This window comes from Paenibacillus sp. LjRoot56, assembly GCF_964253335.1.
GTDB classification, from domain to species: domain Bacteria; phylum Bacillota; class Bacilli; order Paenibacillales; family NBRC-103111; genus Paenibacillus_E; species Paenibacillus_E allorhizoplanae.
The window spans coordinates 1070619-1091032 of the sequence record NZ_CAXURV020000003.1; the positions used below are offsets into that span (position 1 = coordinate 1070619).

Sequence of the window (20414 nt, forward strand, 5' to 3'; positions counted from 1 at the left end):
TTTTGCATCTTCAGTTCCAGTGAATTGAAGGAAAACCTGCTTCAATCTCCATTATACCTATCCTTCTTTTTTTTTAATTCGCCAAAAGTGTCCTTGTAATCAATACGGGTTTTAAATGAGTAATGTGTCATGATTTTTACACTGTACGCAGTATTTTGAAAACAAAAAAACACCGCCTTTAACCAAGTTATTCTGGCTACACCACTTCATTCAATATCCACAAATGAATCCCCTAGCTGGACACCTGACAATAATTTGCAACGGGAGCCATAAGTTAAGCAACAAAAAAGCCTCCAAGGGATGCTTTTCCAAGGGGCTTTAAACGCATGGTTTATTAAGTCATATCCTAACTTACTTTACATATGGTATGAGTACCCAATCGCTGCCAGAAATGCCTTAGCGAGTACCATATGCCCGACAGCGGAAGGATGGACGCGATCCCAGGCTAGAGTAGCCGGGTAAATCTCTCGCAACACCGGTTCGAACGCAGCTTGCGTATCCACGTACAAGCAGTCAGTCTCTTCCGCGACACGCTTCACGATTGCCCCATATTCATCCATCGTCACCCGCATCGCATCTTCCCTGTTGGGTTCAATGTAGAATGGAGTCATCAAGACGATGCCTTTTACTTGCGACTTGGTTCGTAACACTAGCTCCCGCAGCGTAGCCTCATACTCCTCCGTGTAAACATGAGACTCACAAATGGTAGGTTGATCATACTGACGCCAAACGTCGTTGATCCCGATCATTATTGAGAGCCAGTCAGGCTTTAGATTCTCCACATCGGCAGCCCAGCGCTCTTTCAAATCTCGGACGGTGTTCCCACTAGTCCCCATATTTACTATCCGGATTCCCCTCTCGGGATAAGTACTTTGAATTAACGCATCCACCAGCGAAACATAACCTTTGCCAATCCCTCCGAATAGTCCTTCCCCATATGGACGCTTTCGTTCGCAATCTGTGATTGAGTCTCCAATCATGATGAGTTTTTCGCTTTTTTGCAAGAGCATATCAACAACCCCTTCTTCTATATTGTCGTTAACCTAATTTCTCCATGAAGCGTGAAATTCCTTCATGAGCAATATCAGTTTCGGCGTCGGTATTAGCGTTGGTGTGGTGAAGTCGTAGATCAATAAGCGCAAGGAAAGGGAATAACTTTAAAGTCTCGAGGATGAATGAAGCTGCCCTTTTGTTTAAAAACAAAAAGAGACCCACAGCAACGGGCCGCGGGTCTAAAGGTTTATATTTTAAAAGGGGGTCGTCTATTATTATAATCCTACATGATTAATACCAGATGAAAATAAGATTTCAATCTTGTAACAAATATTTACTCTTTTATGCGGGTTTGAATCAACTAGCGTCTTTTTAAAATGTCTTCTACTTTAGCTTGCATAGATTGCACCGTTGTTTTCCTATATTGAATACCAAGCCGAATGACCTTCAATTGCTGTCTTCGGGATAGCGTTCGGAAACGTGGTTCTTGCTTTAAAAATTTACGAATAATCGTCCAACTGTTGATTTCAAACCGGTTTGGTTTTAGGTAAGGGACTTCATAAGGCAGTTGTCGTTTTCGAAACCGATTAACAAGATTTCCAAAGTTAGCTGAAATTTTGCTTTCATCTACGAGACACACAGCCTGATTTTTATTTGTGTGCTTTTTGAGGAATGCGAAATGATGGTGTCCATCTTGGATAATATAGCCACCATCTTTCTTACTTTTTTGCACAATTAGTAATTGCATAAGGTCCTGTGCCACTTTTTTTAACTCCTTCTTACGTGGCGAGATCTTCGTATTGATACTTTCCTGCTTAATTTTACTTAGAGGTATATATTGCACTGTATATCTCAACGCTACCCCTCCTCAACACCGCTGATTAATGTAATGTATTCCAACTTATTACAGTGTATGTATGTTAGCGTACTGGAGGTTCTTGCTTTCATTGGGAAGTCTGATCCTTAATGCTATTCGTGGCTAGGCTTTCTAGCAATCACCCACACCGAGTCTTTTGGTTCCACATATATTGTGAGAGAACAGATCAATCGAATTGAGGGAGTGATAGCTATGCCCGGACTGCTACGGACAGTCAACGGAACAACCACCCTTTTTGCAACAGCTAGCATAAAATCCAAGCAAGACGGCATCTTAAGTGCGAACATCGAATTGGTTTTAAACGCCAGTCGAGGTGTCTCCGACATCTTCCTAAATATCACGCAGAATGCATGTAACTTAGTAACATTCAAAATACAATCTCTGAATCGTACAAGCAGCAGACTCACTGCTTCCTTTGGTAAACAAGTGAACGGTGTCTCCAGTGCCAACATTATTCTCCAAGATAAGAACAACTATATCACTGCTAGAGGATTCATTAATAAGAAAGCAATCGTTCCCGTTAGACTTGAAAGCGGTTGCCAATGTGGTGGTTGCTCTTGCACGCGTACCCAAAAAATAAGATTCAAAGACGGCACAACATTAAAAATCAGTATCGATAAATCGCTCCAACTTAACCTTAAACGACTATTTACTAAACTTGAACGAGTATTAAAAAAACTAGCTCCGCGGAGAGGCAAAGGTGCGACCGCTGATCCCGAATGCAATGCAAGATGTTATCGTATTGCAAATTCTTGCAAGGCTGCATGCGGCATCTTCGCTGTCTTATGCACACCGATATGTTTGAGTGCACAGGCGGTTTGCCTCATTAGCTGTTTGCCGACATAACGGTTGAATATCTCTCCTAAATAAAAGAGAATTTCTATCCAAAGAAACCACTCCCTTGGCAGGAGTGGTTTTGTCTTTATTTGTAACCATGCTTCGCGGCCGTTACGGACCGACAAACACACCATGAATGAATTTCTCCAATACTGCGACATCCGTTATGTTCTTGTTGCAAACCTCGCTATTCACGCACAAATAATTACCTATGGCCCTGTAATAATCGGGCGATGCACCTTCCGGTTTCCACTTGGTCACAGCAGTGAATAGCGCGACCTCAGTATGCCGATTGCACACAAAGCAAACGCCATTCTTATTAGTCGGCGTATACTTCCCTTCAATGCCGATTAGCTTTCCGTTCAAATCATAAACAATGAATAATTTATTCGTTGCAATATCCGTCCAGCCCAGGTATGTCGCGAATCTATAAGTGATACCGTTAAGATCGGGTATTTTCAGTTTCTTGTGCTTAGGGAAAAGTTTCTTAATTTGATTGTCCGTCACATGCGCATATTCCTCTGCTAAATAAGGCTCCAAGGCATGCAGATATCGCTGAAAGTCCGCAGTTGTTTGTAGCTGTTTCAGGTTCACAATCCATTGTTTTTGCAGATCAGTTACATCCGAAAACAATCCGCTTATCTTGACTTCTGTATCATTGCGAACCGCTTCGACCACTTTCAAATTGGAAACGGAGTTACAGGCACTTTGTAACTGCCCGATCAGCTTCTTAATCTCATTGTATTGATGGTTTCTAATGAATGGTTGACTCATAGCTTTCAGCCCCTTATTTTTATTGAAAATAAAATAAGCTGCAAAGCCCCATAATTAGAAACGATTTTTCTCGGGCGATCACCATAAACGAATCACCCCATGCAAAGATCGCCCTAATGAAAGGCTCTGCATGAGTCGCTTCTTATTCCGGCAAAATGATTTGCCATATTTACCGCCTCCCTTATAGACTTAAATTATAAGGGAGTTCCTACTCTACCCGCAAGTGTTGTGCCCATTGGAATAAATCCCAATACATATATGAAAATAAAGCGTTTACAAACATAAAAAATACCCATATACTATTTCTATTTGAATGGTTATTTCTACATGAAAGAGAGATCTTTACGATGAAACGGTGGTTACCGATTGCTATACTGCTTACGAGCGCGCTTTATATTTTTGAAATTCGACCGGAACCTCAAGCATTCAAATTCTTTTTCAAATTAATTCCGATGTGGCTGATTTTGTATTATGCATACTCGCATATGCCTTCAGCCAAAAAAAGCGTACATAGGTTGATGTTAAGCGGTTTATTCTTCGGTATGTTTGGCGATGGACTAATTATGTATTGGTTCGTTCTTGGGCTTGCTGCTTTCCTAATCGGTCATTTGTTTTACACCGCAGGTTTTCTCGTCCAATGGCGTTTCTCTTGGTTGCGCTTCTCTTTGATCGTACCTATCGCCATTTATTCCTTCATAATGGGCAGAGAGCTAGTAATCTCGCTCATAGAGCAAAATAACGCTGGTCTTGTGGTACCTGTGCTATTTTACATTATCGTTATCTCGCTAATGGGCTGGTCTGCGATTATGACCGGTAATCGAGGAGCGATTGTGGGCAGTTTTCTGTTCTTGATTTCGGATTCTATCCTGTCCTGGAACCTGTTCGTCTCCCCAATTTCCTATGCGGATCTCTTGATCATGACAACCTATTACAGCGCCCAGTTCATTATCGCTCGCAGCGCAACTCTTCTGAACAAAGAGAAATGAAAGTGCACCCCTGAGTTGAGGGGGTGCACTTTATTCATTCTTCTACTCATATTCCTTTGGTCAAAAAATATCATTGTATCTGCCATTTGATACAAACATTGATAGGAGTCTCTATCCGTTTTCAGCGTCCTTTTAGTCTATAATACAGAAATGTCGCTTGGCATTGTGCCTGTGCGTTGAATGGTACGTATCTGAGTAGTACTTATCCGGAATCCAACCAGAATAAACGACGAGGTTACATTGTTAAAGTTGAACGCTCGTAAGTCTGCAATGTTCTGGCTACCACGGAAAATTCGAAAATTCCCTGTAAAATTACGCCCTGAAAACAGTATTAACGTAACTTGATTAGGAAATACAACATTTCTTAGCCGGAAACTGGAGATGATATTGTTAAAACCGAATAATCCCAGATTCGAAACTGCCACGCCTCTTCTAAATGTTAAATTTCTTCCAGTAAAGTTAAAACCCGAGAAAAAAGTAACTCTAACATTCCGGTTAAATATAAATCCCATCCCTATCACCCTCTTAATCACAAGATAGTAACAGTGTATGAATTGGTTAATATATTCGCTTGGACTTATGTTATAATTCTCCCAAATATCTTACCTGCCCCATCGTGACACTCCACTTAGTAGGCCATGCTTTTTCAATTGTCTCTCAATTTAGACAAAAAAGGGGTATTCTCCATCCTTGAAAGGACGAGAATACCCCGTGATATGCTTGCTCTCTTCATCTAACCATCGTTTCTACGGTTGAATTTATAGCGTGACAGAGGCTTGCTTCAGAAGCCCGGACAAAGTTAAGAGATCCGGAGTGCTTCCTTCCTTTAATTTAATCCACTTTCGTTCAGCAGGCCCATCGAATTCTTTCGGAAAGTCAATTCCGTTTGCATTCATGATCATAAATGCAATCGCGTCTTTGGAAGGTGAAATTACTGCTGCGTAATGTCCATTTTTCAGAAAGTGTGGTTTCTTGTACTGAATGCGTTCTTCGGCTTCCGAAATCGTCTCATGAACCATGTTCCGCAGGGTTGAACTGATATCGGCTTGCCACTTCGGTAGATTTTCTATGTAGGTCGTAACTTCCTGATTCATTCTTTAAATCCCTCCAATTGGTAATATTTTACTCACTTTAAAGTATACTGTTGCTAGAATATTCCCGTCAATGCTGTAAACTACCTGTTACTTCAGCAAACTAGGGATCGTCTATTATAATTCCTTGACAGTTGCAGCCCTTATGGATTTTCAACGACTTTAATTGTGCTCTCGACGGCATTAGAAGACAAAAGCCTTGTAACTAGCAAGGTGTAATCAGGCGCATAAAACTCTACCCGTCCTTCGAAGCCCTTCTCTTTCCCTCTACTTCTTTAAAAAGCTATCACGATACTGACCTGGCGTCGTTCCCTCCAACTTGCGGAAATATCGAATAAAATTGGCAGGCGTATTATACTTCAACTTCTCCGCGATCTCGGAAATTTTCATATCCGTTTCTAACAGCCATTGTTTGGCCATCTTCATCCGATACTCCGATAAGTAATCGCTGAAATTAACACCTGTTTCCTTGCGGAATACTTTGGTCAAATAATTCGGGCTGTAATTCATACGACGTGCGCACACCTCTAGGGAAAGATCGGTATCGAAGCCAGTTTCTATCATATGAATAATTTGACTGGAAATGCTCTGATACTGCGCATCTAGCTTATGTTCCAAGTGAATTAGGAACGGAAGCATGACCACATCCAGAAACCACCGTTCCACCTCACTCACTGTTTTCAATTGAAACAGTTGTATAAACAAGGTTTGCTCATCGGGGTATAAATGTTTAGGCAACACGCCTGCATCCTTAACTGCTTGTAGCATTTGCACCAGAAGACGGACGAAGGACATGAAATATTCTTCATGTGTTCGCTCATCGACAGCAAGCGTCGTTATGAATTGGTGAAGACAGTCCGTAGCCTGCTCTCGATCCGCGAGTTTTAAAGCGTCCAACAGCTGCCGTTCTGCGGTATCTGGATAACTCAACTGCATGCTCTTCTCTGGCTGTACATCCTCAATGAACAGGATCGATTCTTCCCCAAGGTTCATGCGGTACTTTAAAGCTTGCAACGATTCTCCATAGGCATGACGAATTTGCTTAATGTCGTTAAACGTATGACTAAAGCCAATGCTGACTTTCAACTCCAGATAAAGTTTGATCATCTGCATGATTTGATGTGCCGCTATGTCGAGAAGATTCTTGAACAGCTTGGGATCTGTTTCCGCGCCTCCAAGCAAAGTAACCTGGGAGTCTCCCATAACGACGGGTGGCAGCCTCTGCTCAGGTGTAATGAGTTCGGAAACGATATTGTTAATAGCAAAAAGCAGTAAATCCTGATCCTGCTCTTCAAAACGCGTATTGGATAACGTATCAATCTGGATTGTCATCACACACATGCTATTCCATTCCGTCGGATGACCGAAGGCTTCCAGCTTATCCTGAGCCTCGGTTCTCGCCATGTCGCTCTGAAAAAGCTTGAAAACAAAGTATTCCCTCATTTGATGGGACTGTCCCATAACCTCTTGTAATAGACTTGACTCCCTTTGCATCAACCCTCGAAAACGCTCATTGATAAATTCGAATTCATCGATGGCCCCTTCGGTGCCGACGGTTTCAGGAGAATTGCGCACGACTTCATACAACTTCCGAATCGGTTTATACATCTTCCTTGAACCTAGATAAGAAATCAGTAAAGCTAACAATAAGATACCAAGACAAATATACAGGGTGAACCACCCTATGCCCTGCGACTCCTTGTTCAGTTCATCAATGGACACCACTGATACATACATCCAACCGTTATAATCGGACTTCCGGTAACTGATCCCGACACGCTCCCGTTCCGAACGGGTTGTGTAGAAGCCTTGCTCCGCAGCAGGTATGGGTTCATTCCCGATCGCTAGTTCTTGAAGCGGTTTGCCAATCAGATTAGCGGCATTGCCGGCGAATACGACCTGCTGATCATCCAACAGCAGAACATTGCCCATGGCTGTATCCTTGTTTATTAAACTATTGACATCATAAATCGGAATTGACATGATTAGCAGCCCCGATGGGTTAGGGGAATACGCTGGGATTTTCTTAATGAGTTTCATACCGGTAGAACTTGTGGACCAAAATGAAGTTCTTGGATCATTCACCCATCCCGCATAACTTTCCATAGCCTTCGTTTCCAGCATGGACAAACCCTTATCGTTTATGGACCATTTGCCCGCTATGCTTATGAGTTCCATGCCCATCGTCCCGAGCTCATTGCTTTGCAGCTTACTCATCGATTCGAGCAGACTCTTCACTTTCTGAACGTATCCGTCCGTACCAGCCAATTCACCCTTAAGAGCGTCGATAACTACCGGTTGATTCATATATTGAATAGCCGAGTAATCAATCAGCCTCAGCAACTGTTCAATTTGTGATTCGGTCTGTTTCAGCATCTGCTGATTGCTCTCATTGACCTTGGTTTGCACCGCATCCGAAGCTTGATAATAGGAAAAAGCCCCCAATACCATGACAGGAATCGTCGCGAGCAGCAGTGTAAACCATATGAGCTTGGATAAAAAGGTAGACGCACGTAATTTCATAAACAAGCCCCCGCTGTTCTTGTACTAACCATAACTTCATTGGTTCTTTACTTTTATCAGCAATTACACGGAAAAGTCAATAATTGCGGCGCTTCTTCCCGATAGACAGGGAAGAAGCGCCGCTTCGCCTAACAATTATTTTTGTTGAGCTTTTTTATACTCGGCTGTAAATTCCTCGATGATTTTATCGCCGCCTTTTTTGCTCCATTCTTCCTTGACCTTGTTAAAGCCGGCCTCATCAACCTCACCCATGATGAAACGAACACGAGCATCGTTGATCAGCTTATCAAGCTCCGAGCCCAGCTGAGTTTTCGTCGGGGAAAGAAACGGCTCGATGACACTTGGCACAGCATTCGGCATTCCTTCTTCATACAGCTTCTTCACTTTTTTCCCCATATCGGGTTCTGTCGGCCATGCTAAGGTTGAAGGCGCGATGCGAAGCTGCCCTAAGTCACCAACTTGGTCTTTGTACAACTGCTCATTGGTGAACACAGGATTACCGTTCTCTGTTTTATAATGAACGCCTTCCACACCCCACGCAAACGTTTTCAATACATCGTCCTGCAGATTTTTCTCGAAGTAAGTTAAGATATCCTTCAGTTCCGCTTCTGTCTTCACACTGGATTTAGGAAACATGAACACGCCCGAATAGCCTGAATTCGCAGGCAGTTTAACTCCCTTCGGTCCTTGCAGCCCAATAACGAAATCCATTTTGGCCTTCGGATTCAATTTGTACAAATCAGCATGTTTATTAGGTGCGTCATCAATGCTTGCAAGATAGATACCGGCCTTGCCTGAATTGATGTTTTCATGCAACTTAGTTCCTTTGATGGCGCCGAAGTCCTGATTAATCAGCTTCTCATCATACATTTTTTTGAGCAGCTTGAGTGAATCCATGTATTCTTTGGTCATAAAGTCAGGTATCACCTTGCCGTCCTGCACGCCCCACTGATTAAAGCCGCCTAACGCAGTAACAAGGACAAGACTCGCATCGGTGATCAAATTATCATCGGTCAATGTCAGACCGTAGGTATCATTCTTACCGTTCTTATCCGGGTCATTCAATGTGAATGCTTTCGCAACGTTATAGAGGTCATCTACGGTTTTCGGCTGCTGCAGACCGAGGTTATCGAGCCAGTCCTGGCGGAAGATGATACCTTTTCTTGCAAAAGGACGGTCACGGTAGAGCCCATATATTTTACCATCTACGGAGATATTGTTAGCGATCTTCTCATTCCAATACTTACTGATTTTCGGAAAATCTTTGAGATACGGGCCGATTTCCCAGAAAGCGCCGGAACGAACAGCATTGATAATCGCCGAATTCTTGGTGTCTAAGACGACCATCGCTTGTGGGAGATTGCCTGAGGCGATCGTCACATTCAGCTTATCATTATAGGACGCACCAGGAACGAACGTGATATCCATCTTGCTATTGGTCTGCTCCTGAATGGCCTTGAAAGCAGCGTTCGTATCATCTGTTGCCGGCGGCTGTTGTCCATAGAAAGGAGACATCATGCTGAATTTGATTTGCTTTTGAGCGGTACTAGTACTACCAGGGGTATTCTTTGTAGTGTCACTTACGGGACCCCCACCTCCACAAGCCGCTAATACGGACGCCATCATGACTGTCGTGCAAGTAACAGCTAAACCTGTTTTCAATTGACCCTTTGTTTTTCGCATACAAACCCTCCGTTATTTCATTTTATTGTATAGAAAGAAAGACGATCTTACTAGTCTTGACCGTCTATCCTTTAACCGAACCTAGCAAAACTCCCTTGGCGAAATGTTTCTGCAAGAATGGGTACAAGAGCAATATCGGAACAGCCGCAACGACGATAACCGCGTATTTGATGCTTTGAGGCGGAGCTGCTATTTCCGAAGCTGCACTGGCATCGGTAAAACCGCCCGCCGATAGAAGAACGATTTGGCGCAGCCATACTTGTATGGGCCACATTTTCGCATCATTGATGTACATAATGGCAGTAAAGTAGGAATTCCAGTGCCCCACCGCATAAAATAACGCGAACGTGGCCATAGCCGGTAAGGATAAGGGAATAACGATTTTGTACAAAATCTGCAAATCATTGCAGCCGTCCATTTTCGCCGATTCTTCCAAACCCTCAGGAAGTTGCTGGAAAAAGTTTTTCAACAAAATCAGATTGAACGCGCTGATCGCTGAAGGGATCCATAGGGACCAATACGTATCCAGTAATCCAAAGCTTTTGACAACGAGGAACGTGGGGATCATACCTCCGCTGAAGAGCATCGTAATGACGATTAGCAGCATGAATTTACCCCGGCCGCGCAATGTCTTGCGTGCTAACGGATAGGCCATTAGCGTAGTAAGCAGCAAATTGATCAGCGTTCCGACAACGGTAATGAATATGGTGATGAATAGGCTTGTGTAAATAATTTTCGTGGAAAAAATGAATCTGTAAGCATCCAACGAAAACTTCGTAGGAAATAGTACAACTTTCTTGATAAGCAGCTCTTCCGACGCTACGAGTGAACCGGATATAACATAAATGAACGGCAACACCGTAATTACCGCAACGATAAAAAGCATCAAATAATTGACTGCATCGAAGACTTTGCTGCTTATGGTACGATCTCTCATGCTAATAAACCCCTTCCTCGCCGTATTTCTTTGCCATGGCATTTGCAGAAACGACCAGAATCAGGCTTACGAGAGATTTAAACAACCCCACCGCCGTACTGTAACTGAATTGCGCATTCACTAGACCGGACGTATACACGTACGTATCGAATACTTCAGCTACTTCCCGGTTTCCGGAATTCAACATGAGGAAAATTTGCTCAAAGCCAGTGTCCAAGAAGCTACCTAGTCTTAAAATAAGCAACAAGACAATCGTCGTTTGGATGGCGGGTAACGTAATATGCCAAAGTTGGTGCCACCGATTAGCTCCATCCATTCGTGCAGCTTCATAAAGTTGCTGATCGACTCCTGAGAGTGCCGCTAAGAAAATAATCGTTCCCCAGCCGGTTTCCTTCCAGATAACTTGCGATGTAATCATCGAACGGAACCAATCTTTACTTAACAAGAAATTAATCTTGTCTCCGCCCATGTAAGCGAGAGCTTCATTCACAATACCGCCCTCCGTTGTAAACAAGGTGTATGTCAACCCTGCAACAACGACCCACGATATAAAGTGCGGGATATAAATAATGGTTTGCACGAATCTTTTGAAAAACTCCTTCCGAACCTCATTCAGCATCAAAGCTAAAATAATAGGCAGCGGAAAGAAAAAGAGCAGATTGTAAACTGCCAGCACGAGCGTATTTCTGAACAGCTTCCAAAAATCCGGATTCGTGAAAAAACGCTGAAAGTGCTGCAGGCCGACCCAATGGCTTTTTAAGATCCCCGCAAAAGGTTGATAATCCTGAAAGGCAATGACCACACCCAGCATCGGCAAATACTTAAAGAAGACGAAAAATAAAAGGCCTGGAATCAGCATGCCGTACAGCAGTTTTTCTTTATTGATATCTAGCCATAACTGCTTCAGATATCCAGGTTTGTGCGATGTACCCACTGAAGTCGCCTGCGTCAGCACACGCTTTCTCTGGACTGTTGTTCTATTCATAGGTCAGTCACATCCTCCAACAATCGTTCACTGCCTTCATGTTAATTGCCACATGTTGTTTCCGTCGATATTCATTTCGTTGCTTGTTCCAACAAATAATCATTTTCTTCCGTGCCATTGTCATCTGCTATCCTTTGGTTGGTTAGCTGAATAGGATATAGGCGCAAGGAGTTCCACTATATACGGGCTCCCCATTACTTACAATTGTGCAATGGTTCGGCTTCATGTGGACGTCAATCTGTTGGTCGCGATAACGATATCCAGAAATCGAGACACTTCCTTCATGCGGTGGCTGCGGAAATATTTCTAGCGTTCCATCCAACTTCGGTTTGATGCCCGCCATGCCAAACACCAGTGCTTCCGTGCCAGTAAGGCCAGCTATGATGTTACCCCGCTTATGGCTCGGAACGGCTGGTCGGTCGCTATAGTGCTCCTGTGGGAAATACGGCAAATGCTTGCCCATCCAGAACAATCGCTTCAGGACATCCCAAGCTAACGCGGGCTGACCCTGTTCCCACAACGTAAGCGCGAGTGTCGGGCTCTCACCGGTATAGCTGCCTCCGCCAGACCAGTCGGGGTCATTCAATTCATAATGCAGCGTATCTTCGGCAGATATACTGCTTACACCGTAAGGCCCAAGAAAAGCTCCGTCATTCAAATGCGTCAGTAAAGCCTTGGTCATATCCGCATTGCAAACACCCATTCTTAATGTATCGAATGCTTGAATCGTGTACACCCGCTCTACATGTCCGTTAGGGTACCTGCAAAGAAACCATCCGTTTTCTGGATCCCATAAGTGATCCCGAATCGCCGCACGGATACGGTTGGCTTTATCTCGCCATGTTTCGGATTCGACATGTCCAAAACGTTCTGCCATGTCGGCCAAACGATCATAACACCATGCTCTTTCGGCGTTGGGGCTGGATACGACATGCTCATGAGCGGCGCTCCTCATTTCGAGCAGATTATGCTGCTTGCCGTAATCCAGCAATTCGCCCCAGGCCGGCAGCCTTTCTTCATCGTGAAGCAGCAAATTTTTCATCAAATCATAGAGTTCCAAACCTTCACCATACTGTGTTACATTGCACCAGACCAAATTGAAGAAGGACCATAGGCTGTACGAATACGGAACATCCTTCCCTAGACCGCTAGGAGCGAATCTCGAATGCCGCTCAATACCGCTTCGCGCCATCATGTGAGCCAGCTCGATCACTTTATCACTGCCCAGCATCAGTCCTAGCATCCGAGCTGCATAACCTCCGGTATCCCACGGATAGCAGCAAATTCCGGCGCCTTCCATCCCTGCTACAACTGGGAAAGGCTGCATTGCAAATTCAGGATGCTCCCATAGACAGATCAGACCGCTGACAAGCGAACGTCTGTAGTAATCTTCAAGACCGGGAATGTCGCTGGTCAACTTGGGGATAGACCCGCAGTAACGCTGAATCCGGTCCTCCCAGACCTCATATGCATGCCGTTCACATGCCGCTAAATTTTCATCCAAGCATACGGATTCTTGAGCCTTCGTCAGCAGGATAGCCAAACGATACACCGCCTCTTGCCCAGGTACAATAAGCGCAGGTTCCCTTGCCTCTTGTAAAAATGTAACCCTTACATCATCGTTCTCCCATATGCCAGCTTCAACTTCGTCCACCTCCGCGCCCATAGAAGGATGGCCGAAATCCCAATCGTTCAGGGATTGGATGCCGGGACGGCCTGGCGTAACTCTCGGAAGGATGTCCAGCTGGATACTGCGGTCTGTCCGGTTAATAACTCTTACGGTTAGGACAAATCCAGCACGATTCGCAAGCGGAACAAGTGAGCTTCGCACGGAGAGTGAAATCAGGCGTTCTTCCACGAAGTAGTGGTACGTTCCTGTCCGTTCGATTCGGTCCGGCCGCCATTCGGCACCTGAATACAATAGACCGCAATCCCCTTTCCCCTTGTTACCTGTATCGCTAATACGATGTCCGTCTGCCATTAAATCAAGCAGTACTTCCATATCTTGTGCGCCAAACGGCGGAGAGAATAAACCGCTGACACCAGTCACCGTACCTGCTATTGGAGCAACAGTACTATATCCGCTACATACCCATAAGTGATTAGCTGGAGCCACACTAGCTCGCAAATCAAATGCAAAGTCATTCAAATGATAATTCATAGTTTCACCTATCCTTTTCCATGTGCAGTCCGTCGTGCATCGACATCCTCATCTTAAAGAGCGTACGCCGTTTCCGTCGATATTCATTGTGTTGGTTCTTAGTTTCAGAGCCGAAGAGACTGACCAAACAAGCATAAAGTAATCATCAACTGTTATTTCGTTGTCATTTTCTGCAGGGATGGATAGAAAAAACGCCTTCGTTGGAATGATTCCAACGAAGGCGTTTTAATTAGGTCCTTTAATTCCGATTTTTTTCTCTTTTTACGATCCTTATTAAACAAAATTGCTGTAAAAAATCCTATAAACACTGCAACGGCTATATATTCTTCTTTAGATCATTCTCCAGAGTACTTGTTTACAGTAATTCCATAATGGTATATCTCAATATCATCATCAATGAACTCTCTACGTTGTGCCGCTAACAATGTTTCATACATATTCTTTCGACCTACTGGATTATCTGTATGTAAGTAAATTTTGCTTGCCCTTAAACCATTTTCACAAAAATATTTAACGAAATCGTAACCATTACGCAATTCTTTTCCATTCTCATCTTCGCCTAAATCATGATCTAGTGATAAAAGTTCTATTGTATACATTTGAAAACATTGTATTGCTTCTTCAAAAGTTCTTGCTAAAATAAAGCCCTCTGGGCAGTCTCGTAAATCATCTAAATAAAGATTGACCTTCATGTGATCACCTCTTGAGAAGTGTGATATCTGGAAATTGGTTATATCCAAAACTTCCAATAGAACAATCATTTCTCGTGCTGCGGATAATAGTCTATAAATAAATATTTCCAGTCAAACATGAAATCGGTCTGAAAAGTTTTATTGTAGTAGTTAATGTGCTCATTCCAGAAGTCAATCGAATTACAATAATACTTACCTAAAATGAAAGATGGATAGTTGTGTACTGAACTTGCCATTATTCTTATTTTTTCTATCTCTTTCTGATCGATTTCATTTATTAAACTTTCTAATATGTACTTGATCGGACATATGCTCTTATAGATCCTTTCAATATTCTTAGTACCATTAAGTAACCTTATTTTCCTAAGTTTTGAGATAATAGCTCTTTTGTATGGGTCGTCTTTAACTAAATTCAATTCATTTATTAAGCTTTTTACTGAATGGTAATTTATTTTCAAGTCTTTATGTAACCAAAGTTGATACTTATGTAGTAAATGATAAAGAACAGGATTCATTGGATCAGACCTAATAAAAACAAAGAGATAAAATAATGACTCCATCAAGTTTTTTGTATACATCTTCTCAAGAATAATGAGCACCTACTTCTTTGGTAAGTTCAGAAATATCAGGACAATATATCTACTAGTGTTTAGACTATCCTGTTGTTATTGAGCTATAGTCAATAGCCTCATTTAAATTGATTGTTGATCATTTTGGTTGTTACAACAGCTTTTTTTAATCTTTGGTAGGCTTTACTTGGAAACTGGTACCCCCATAGCTTAATATCAATCCATCCGTGAAATTCTATGGTTATCAGGATATATATGGCTCTCACACTCCTCACAAAGCACTTTGTTAATTCCCTTATTTTACCACAATGTATTGCCCAGTTCTTACATAAAAAACGGTAACCGATTGTATACCAGCTGCCGTCTTGTAGTGGTTGAACTATCGTTTTCCATTAACTCAAAGAAATAAATTCATTCCCGGAGCGTCAAAAGCTCTTATTAGTTTTCTTGATTTTTTTTGAATTACTCTCATTAAAATAAGGGTCGTAAATACAAATAGAGTAATGACACATACAGCGAGAATATTTATCGTTGATGAATACTTCCTGAATATTTCTAAATTCCCTAATTTTATTTGCTCGAATTATAAATAACGTTATGCAATCATCCTATACCTTGGAAAAATTCGGAATATATTCGATTAGCGTTATGGGATAGCGTTATTTACCATATTTGAAAGGACGGTGATTCTCATGAAGAGATATGTATCGATGTTGGGAAATTACTTACTCTATTTGATGGTCATCATCTTAGTGATCTGCCTCTATAATATCGTCATTGATCCTGTATTAGGATGGGGGCAGTTCGGAAAAGGAAAGAATATCCCCATCCAGGTATTCATGGTACTTGTAGTTACTATCGCTCTATCCGCAATTGTTTACGCCATTAAATATCGGCTTTTGAAACAGACACCGGTAAGCTTTTGGAGTCTTAGCAACTTTTCGCCGATTAGACTGAGTTTTTCGGTTCACATGGTAACAATCGGGCTGGCGTTCACTTTATTGAATGCTGCCTCCATGAAACTACTTCTGTACTACAATTTATCAACGTTCAATGATTTTACAGAAGAATATTTCGCCTCTGTTCCTTTCGTTTACATTATACTTTCCTCCGTGCTCACCACTGCACTTGAGCTGATCCTGTTCATCGGTATTATGTTTAACGAAGCCCGGAAACACGTTCCCGTATTCTGGTCAATTCTAGTCATCGCTTTGATTATTGCGGCATTACAGCCGGGAGGAATCGCGATGCAGCTTCTGGGTGTAGCGTTAGGATTCATTTATGGATCCATCTATGTACGCCTTTCATCTATATGGTCCATTCTGCTGATTGGGATCGTTTTTAACCTCAGTCTGTTCGTCATAAAAAAAATCGGTTGGCTTGATTCTATGGAGAACATGTCGGAATTCACTCTTGTACTGCTTGCGGCAGTCATGGCGCTCTATCTCATCGTTAGCACCCTTTGGTATTGGAGAAAACCAAAAGCTGCGGCTTAATCTTAAAAAAGCGACCGATCCACTAGGATCGGCCGCTACTTATAATACGTTATTTATAGCTTTGCAACATCGTTTCCAAGTATTCCTCGATAGGAAGCGACTTCCGTAGCGCCAACAAGTTATTACCTGCCTCACCAATGACCGTCCGGAATTGTTTGCTTTCTCCGATGGCTTGAGCCGTGATGGCATCGACGATGATTTGCGGATCATCCAAATTACTGCTATCACTACTATCCATCAACGTGGTAATTTTATTCATTAGGTCGTCATAAGCCGTGATGCTCTCGTCTTTGTTCCATCGGATGTTATTCTTAAAATTGTTGCCAGTAGAGCCGCCTTGTTCGATGAGACGAAGCTCGATATTCAACGGTTTGAGCTCGTAATACAGCCCTTCCGTCAAGCCTTCCAGTGCAAATTTAGACATGTTATACAAGGAGCCAAGTGGAACCGCCGTTGTGAAACCCATGAAAGAACTAATATTGATAAACATGCCTCCACCTACGGCTCGGAAATGCGGTACAAATTTTCGAATGACATTGATCGGTCCACGAACGTTCACGTCATATTGCCAATCGATCGTCTCTTCCAAAGCCAATTCCAGTGCCCCATAGACACCCATTCCTGCGTTGTTGACGACGACGTCGATTTTCCCAAAGGCCGCAATCGCATCATCGACGGCAGAATGGACTTCCGCCAAGTTCGTAACGTCCAGTTTGAAAAGCTTCACATTCTCGTATGCAATCAGCTCCGTTTCATTTTCCGGGGTGCGCATCGTCGCGGCGACATTCCAGCCGAGGTTCGCAAAATGAATTGCCGTCAGCTTGCCTAGCCCCGTGCTAGTTCCCGTAATAAAAATTGTTTTTGTTGGCATAATAATTCCTCCAATTCTCATTTAGATCTTTAAGAATGAACGTTCATTCTATAAAGGGTGTTATCCATTATTAAAAGAGGCGATTCACAACAATAATTATATCGAACGTTCGATCTATAAGTGATAAAAGAAGTAGGCTGAACTTAACTGTTCGAACCTTTTTCTTTGCTCACCGAGTTCCAACAGGCGAGAATTGCTTGATTGACGACTTCTTCTGTAAGGTCCTGAGAATCTCGCTGATATAACTTCAGAAGATAAACGATGGAACCGTAATGCATCTGAACCATCATGCGCGGCTCTAGCGCGACGAACATACCTTCATTGACTGCCTGCTGATATAGCTTCTCAAGCGGCCCGCACCAGCCACCATTGATGGCTTCCTCCTTGGTCTGCTCATAAATATACGGTGAGAACGAGTACTGCTCAATGAACCGAAAACCCTTCGGATACTTCCTACCTAGGTCGAATACATTTCTCCAAGCCAGATGGAACCGTTCCTTTACGGAATCTGCCTGGTTCAGGTCTTTCGTTACGAACTCACCGTTGAACAGGACGATAGCCTTGTAAAGCTCATTAATGATGTCTTCCTTGCTGCTGAAGTAATGATAGATGTTTCCTGTTGAGACACCAGAATCCTTGGCAATCAATGACATCGATGTAGCCTGCAACTCCCGGTCGATGATCAGATGCAACGTTGTCTCCAAGACCGCCTTCTGAACTTTGTTGTATCGTTCGAACATGTTCTGCCTCCTTCCGTTCACATTAGATCGAATGATCGTTCTAATCTTATAACAAAGCATGGCTTAAGTCAATCCTCTGTAACACCTCTGTTGATGTTGCGCCGTCCTCTGCGGTTTTTTGTAATACGCCGCGTTTGAATATTGGTATCTTGAGAGTAGAAAGAAGAAATAACGAAACGAATTTGAAAGGGGCACGAGGCAAATGGCTGCATCAGATGCAGTAGATTTTATCGATTTTACCAGCTCCAGGGAGTGGGAGACATGGCTGATGGTGCATAGTGACCAACAAGGCGAGGCATGGCTTCGGATTGCCAAAAAAGGATCGGGAATCCCGTCGATCACCATTCAGGAAGCGCTCGATAGCGCACTGTGTTACGGATGGATCGATAGTCACCGGCGGTCATTCGACGAACGATATTATCTGCAAAGGTATTCTCCTCGGCGCTCAAAGAGCCCTTGGTCCTTGGTCAACTTGAAGAAAGCGCAGCAGTTGATCGAGACCGGACAAATGAAGGAGCGCGGTTACGCGGAGATTCACCTCGCGCAGGCTGACGGGCGATGGGATGCCGCATACGAATCCCAGAAGACCGCGGCTATTCCGCCGGATCTCGCGGCCGCGCTAGAGGATCACGCGCAAGCGAAGCAGGCATTCCACCAGCTTGACAAGACCACCCAATACACCTTGTTCCTGCCTATCCTGAAAGCAGCAACTGCCGAAGTCCGATCGTCTCGGTTGCGGAATGCGATCGCTAGTCTGGAAGAGACTCGTTAAACTTGATCGCGTGTGGACGATGCAGGAGCGCGGAGTTCTCTTTTGTATTGCGCCGGCGTCTTACCCAAAACGCGCTTGAAGTCCGAGATGAAGTGTTGCTGACTGCTGTAACCAAGTTCGTAAGCGATATCCGCCCAATCAGGAACATCGTATACGCGAATGGACGAAGCCGCTTGCAGCAACTTATTCCTTTGGAGCTGCCACTTGATCCCGATGCCGACGTATTCCTGGAATAACTGCTGGAGCCACCTCTCGCTCATCCCGGACCATTGCGCCACTTCCTTCACGGTCTGCATACCATCCTTTTCGATTGCTTCAATAATGCGGCTCACGATCGCGATTTGAGGGTCGTTTTGCGGGTTTCGGGCTTGCAAGAGATCGGCCAGCGCGCCAACGGCGGCAGCATCGTCCAAGGAAAGCGTGTGTTCAACGAAAGCTTGATCTGCATCTGCGAAAATATCCTGCAAAGCGATCGTCCCATTGTGCAGTCCCGCTAGCGATCCGTTCCGGAACGCGTGGAACGCGCCGGGATGAAGCCTCGCGCCAATAATGCGACCGCTGCCAGACGCTTCGTAGTCCCTCCGATTCCGGAACGAGCACTGGATGCCCGATTCCGGCAGGGAGACGAATACGTCAACGTAGGGGCGGTGCATGACCTGTTCGGAAATATAGGGTTGGCCGGTCGTGTTGTGCCAACGAATCGTCCAGAAATGAAGGACGAACGCCGTTAAGCCAGCTGGCGGCTGATACGTATCGAACGCGATGTGATACTCGAAACCAGCGGGATCCATTTGCCCGAGAGACTTATAGCCGGATGCGGATTTTTGTAATACAGTACCCATGACATCACCTACAATCAGTATATACCATCCAATTTACCATAATAAGGGAGATATGAACAATGACGAATGCAACGACTTTACGAGGAATGGCCAATGTTAGCTTCTGGGCCGAGGATGTGAATGAAGCGAGAGTTTGGTATACGAAACTTCTCGGAGCGGAGCCCTATTTTCAAGCTCCGAATCCGGAAACTCCCGCGTATATCGAGTACCGGATCGGCGATTATCAGAACGAGCTCGGCATCATCGATAAGAAGTACTCACCTCCGGCGGCTAATATGGCAGGTGCGGGTGGCGCGACACTGTACTGGCACGTGGATGACGTTGCCTGCATGCTGGGGAAGTTGAAAGAGCTCGGCGCCACGGAGTACGAACCGCTGACGGAGCGTGGCGTGAATTGGTTCACGGCTTCGGTGGTAGATCCTTTCGGTAACATTATCGGCTTGATTCACAGCCCGCATTATCGGGAAGTATGGAGCGCCATGCAGCAGGAGCAGAGCGAATAAACATGCCGCCAGTTACACAATCGCGATAAAGACAACTTGGCGCATCCTCCTCCTCTAAAAAACCATTGACAGACAATGGCTT

General features: G+C 44.0%; 17 protein-coding genes. 4 read left to right on the forward strand and 13 right to left on the reverse strand.

Going from position 1 to position 20414, the window contains the following annotated elements; all coding sequences use genetic code 11:
- Positions 1-356: 356 nt before the first annotated feature.
- The 3 genes from ACSQ8O_RS23800 to ACSQ8O_RS23810 form a co-directional block, all read right to left on the reverse strand.
- Positions 357-1010, reverse strand: coding sequence for an SGNH/GDSL hydrolase family protein (locus ACSQ8O_RS23800; RefSeq protein ID WP_436243634.1), 654 nt, complete (start codon positions 1008-1010; stop codon positions 357-359).
- Between the two features lie 344 nt (positions 1011-1354).
- Positions 1355-1849: a hypothetical protein gene (locus tag ACSQ8O_RS23805; protein ID WP_436243635.1), complete on the reverse strand. Its 495-nt coding sequence runs from the start codon at positions 1847-1849 to the stop codon at positions 1355-1357.
- Positions 1850-2818: 969 nt separating this feature from the next.
- Positions 2819-3481, reverse strand: a complete 663-nt coding sequence (locus ACSQ8O_RS23810) for a FusB/FusC family EF-G-binding protein (protein ID WP_436243636.1) — start codon at positions 3479-3481, stop codon at positions 2819-2821.
- A gap of 347 nt (positions 3482-3828) precedes the next feature.
- Here ACSQ8O_RS23810 and ACSQ8O_RS23815 point away from each other — a divergent pair, with 347 nt between their 5' ends.
- Positions 3829-4467 (forward strand): lysoplasmalogenase, encoded by a 639-nt coding sequence (locus ACSQ8O_RS23815; RefSeq protein ID WP_436243637.1) that lies wholly within the window; start codon positions 3829-3831, stop codon positions 4465-4467.
- A gap of 758 nt (positions 4468-5225) precedes the next feature.
- Here ACSQ8O_RS23815 and ACSQ8O_RS23820 read toward each other — a convergent pair.
- The 7 genes from ACSQ8O_RS23820 to ACSQ8O_RS23850 form a co-directional block, all read right to left on the reverse strand.
- Positions 5226-5561 carry a DUF1801 domain-containing protein gene (locus ACSQ8O_RS23820; protein WP_436243638.1) on the reverse strand — a complete coding sequence of 112 codons (336 nt, stop codon included), beginning with the start codon at positions 5559-5561 and terminating at the stop codon, positions 5226-5228.
- Between the two features lie 264 nt (positions 5562-5825).
- Positions 5826-8081, reverse strand: coding sequence for a helix-turn-helix domain-containing protein (locus ACSQ8O_RS23825; RefSeq protein ID WP_436243639.1), 2256 nt, complete (start codon positions 8079-8081; stop codon positions 5826-5828).
- Between the two features lie 135 nt (positions 8082-8216).
- Complete coding sequence (locus ACSQ8O_RS23830; RefSeq protein WP_436243640.1) at positions 8217-9764, reverse strand: extracellular solute-binding protein; 1548 nt, start codon at positions 9762-9764, stop codon at positions 8217-8219.
- Positions 9765-9828: 64 nt separating this feature from the next.
- Entirely contained in the window at positions 9829-10701 is an 873-nt protein-coding gene (locus ACSQ8O_RS23835; protein ID WP_056623095.1) for a carbohydrate ABC transporter permease, read from the reverse strand.
- Position 10702: 1 nt separating this feature from the next.
- Positions 10703-11560 (reverse strand): ABC transporter permease, encoded by an 858-nt coding sequence (locus tag ACSQ8O_RS23840; RefSeq protein ID WP_420851938.1) that lies wholly within the window; start codon positions 11558-11560, stop codon positions 10703-10705.
- 268 nt (positions 11561-11828) lie between these two features.
- The gene (locus tag ACSQ8O_RS23845) at positions 11829-13847 is read right to left on the reverse strand and encodes an MGH1-like glycoside hydrolase domain-containing protein (protein ID WP_436243641.1); all 2019 of its coding nucleotides are present in this window, start codon (positions 13845-13847) and stop codon (positions 11829-11831) included.
- 335 nt (positions 13848-14182) lie between these two features.
- Entirely contained in the window at positions 14183-14539 is a 357-nt protein-coding gene (locus ACSQ8O_RS23850) for a cyclic-phosphate processing receiver domain-containing protein (protein WP_436243642.1), read from the reverse strand.
- A 1261-nt stretch (positions 14540-15800) separates the two neighbouring features.
- On the opposite strand from ACSQ8O_RS23850, the gene ACSQ8O_RS23855 reads away from it, so the two are divergent.
- Positions 15801-16604 (forward strand): hypothetical protein, encoded by an 804-nt coding sequence (locus ACSQ8O_RS23855; RefSeq protein ID WP_436243643.1) that lies wholly within the window; start codon positions 15801-15803, stop codon positions 16602-16604.
- A 49-nt stretch (positions 16605-16653) separates the two neighbouring features.
- Here the strand turns inward: ACSQ8O_RS23855 and ACSQ8O_RS23860 are convergent, their stop codons facing one another.
- Positions 16654-17475 carry an SDR family oxidoreductase gene (locus ACSQ8O_RS23860; RefSeq protein WP_436243644.1) on the reverse strand — a complete coding sequence of 274 codons (822 nt, stop codon included), beginning with the start codon at positions 17473-17475 and terminating at the stop codon, positions 16654-16656.
- Positions 17476-17618: 143 nt separating this feature from the next.
- Complete coding sequence (locus ACSQ8O_RS23865) at positions 17619-18215, reverse strand: TetR/AcrR family transcriptional regulator (protein ID WP_436243645.1); 597 nt, start codon at positions 18213-18215, stop codon at positions 17619-17621.
- A 202-nt stretch (positions 18216-18417) separates the two neighbouring features.
- Here ACSQ8O_RS23865 and ACSQ8O_RS23870 point away from each other — a divergent pair, with 202 nt between their 5' ends.
- Positions 18418-18987, forward strand: coding sequence for a YdeI/OmpD-associated family protein (locus tag ACSQ8O_RS23870; RefSeq protein WP_436243646.1), 570 nt, complete (start codon positions 18418-18420; stop codon positions 18985-18987).
- Here the strand turns inward: ACSQ8O_RS23870 and ACSQ8O_RS23875 are convergent.
- Positions 18984-19829 carry a helix-turn-helix domain-containing protein gene (locus ACSQ8O_RS23875; RefSeq protein WP_436243647.1) on the reverse strand — a complete coding sequence of 282 codons (846 nt, stop codon included), beginning with the start codon at positions 19827-19829 and terminating at the stop codon, positions 18984-18986. The genes ACSQ8O_RS23870 and ACSQ8O_RS23875 overlap by 4 nt on opposite strands.
- 59 nt (positions 19830-19888) lie before the next feature.
- On the opposite strand from ACSQ8O_RS23875, the gene ACSQ8O_RS23880 reads away from it, so the two are divergent.
- Entirely contained in the window at positions 19889-20332 is a 444-nt protein-coding gene (locus ACSQ8O_RS23880) for a VOC family protein (RefSeq protein WP_436243648.1), read from the forward strand.
- The last annotated feature ends 82 nt before the right edge of the window (positions 20333-20414 follow it).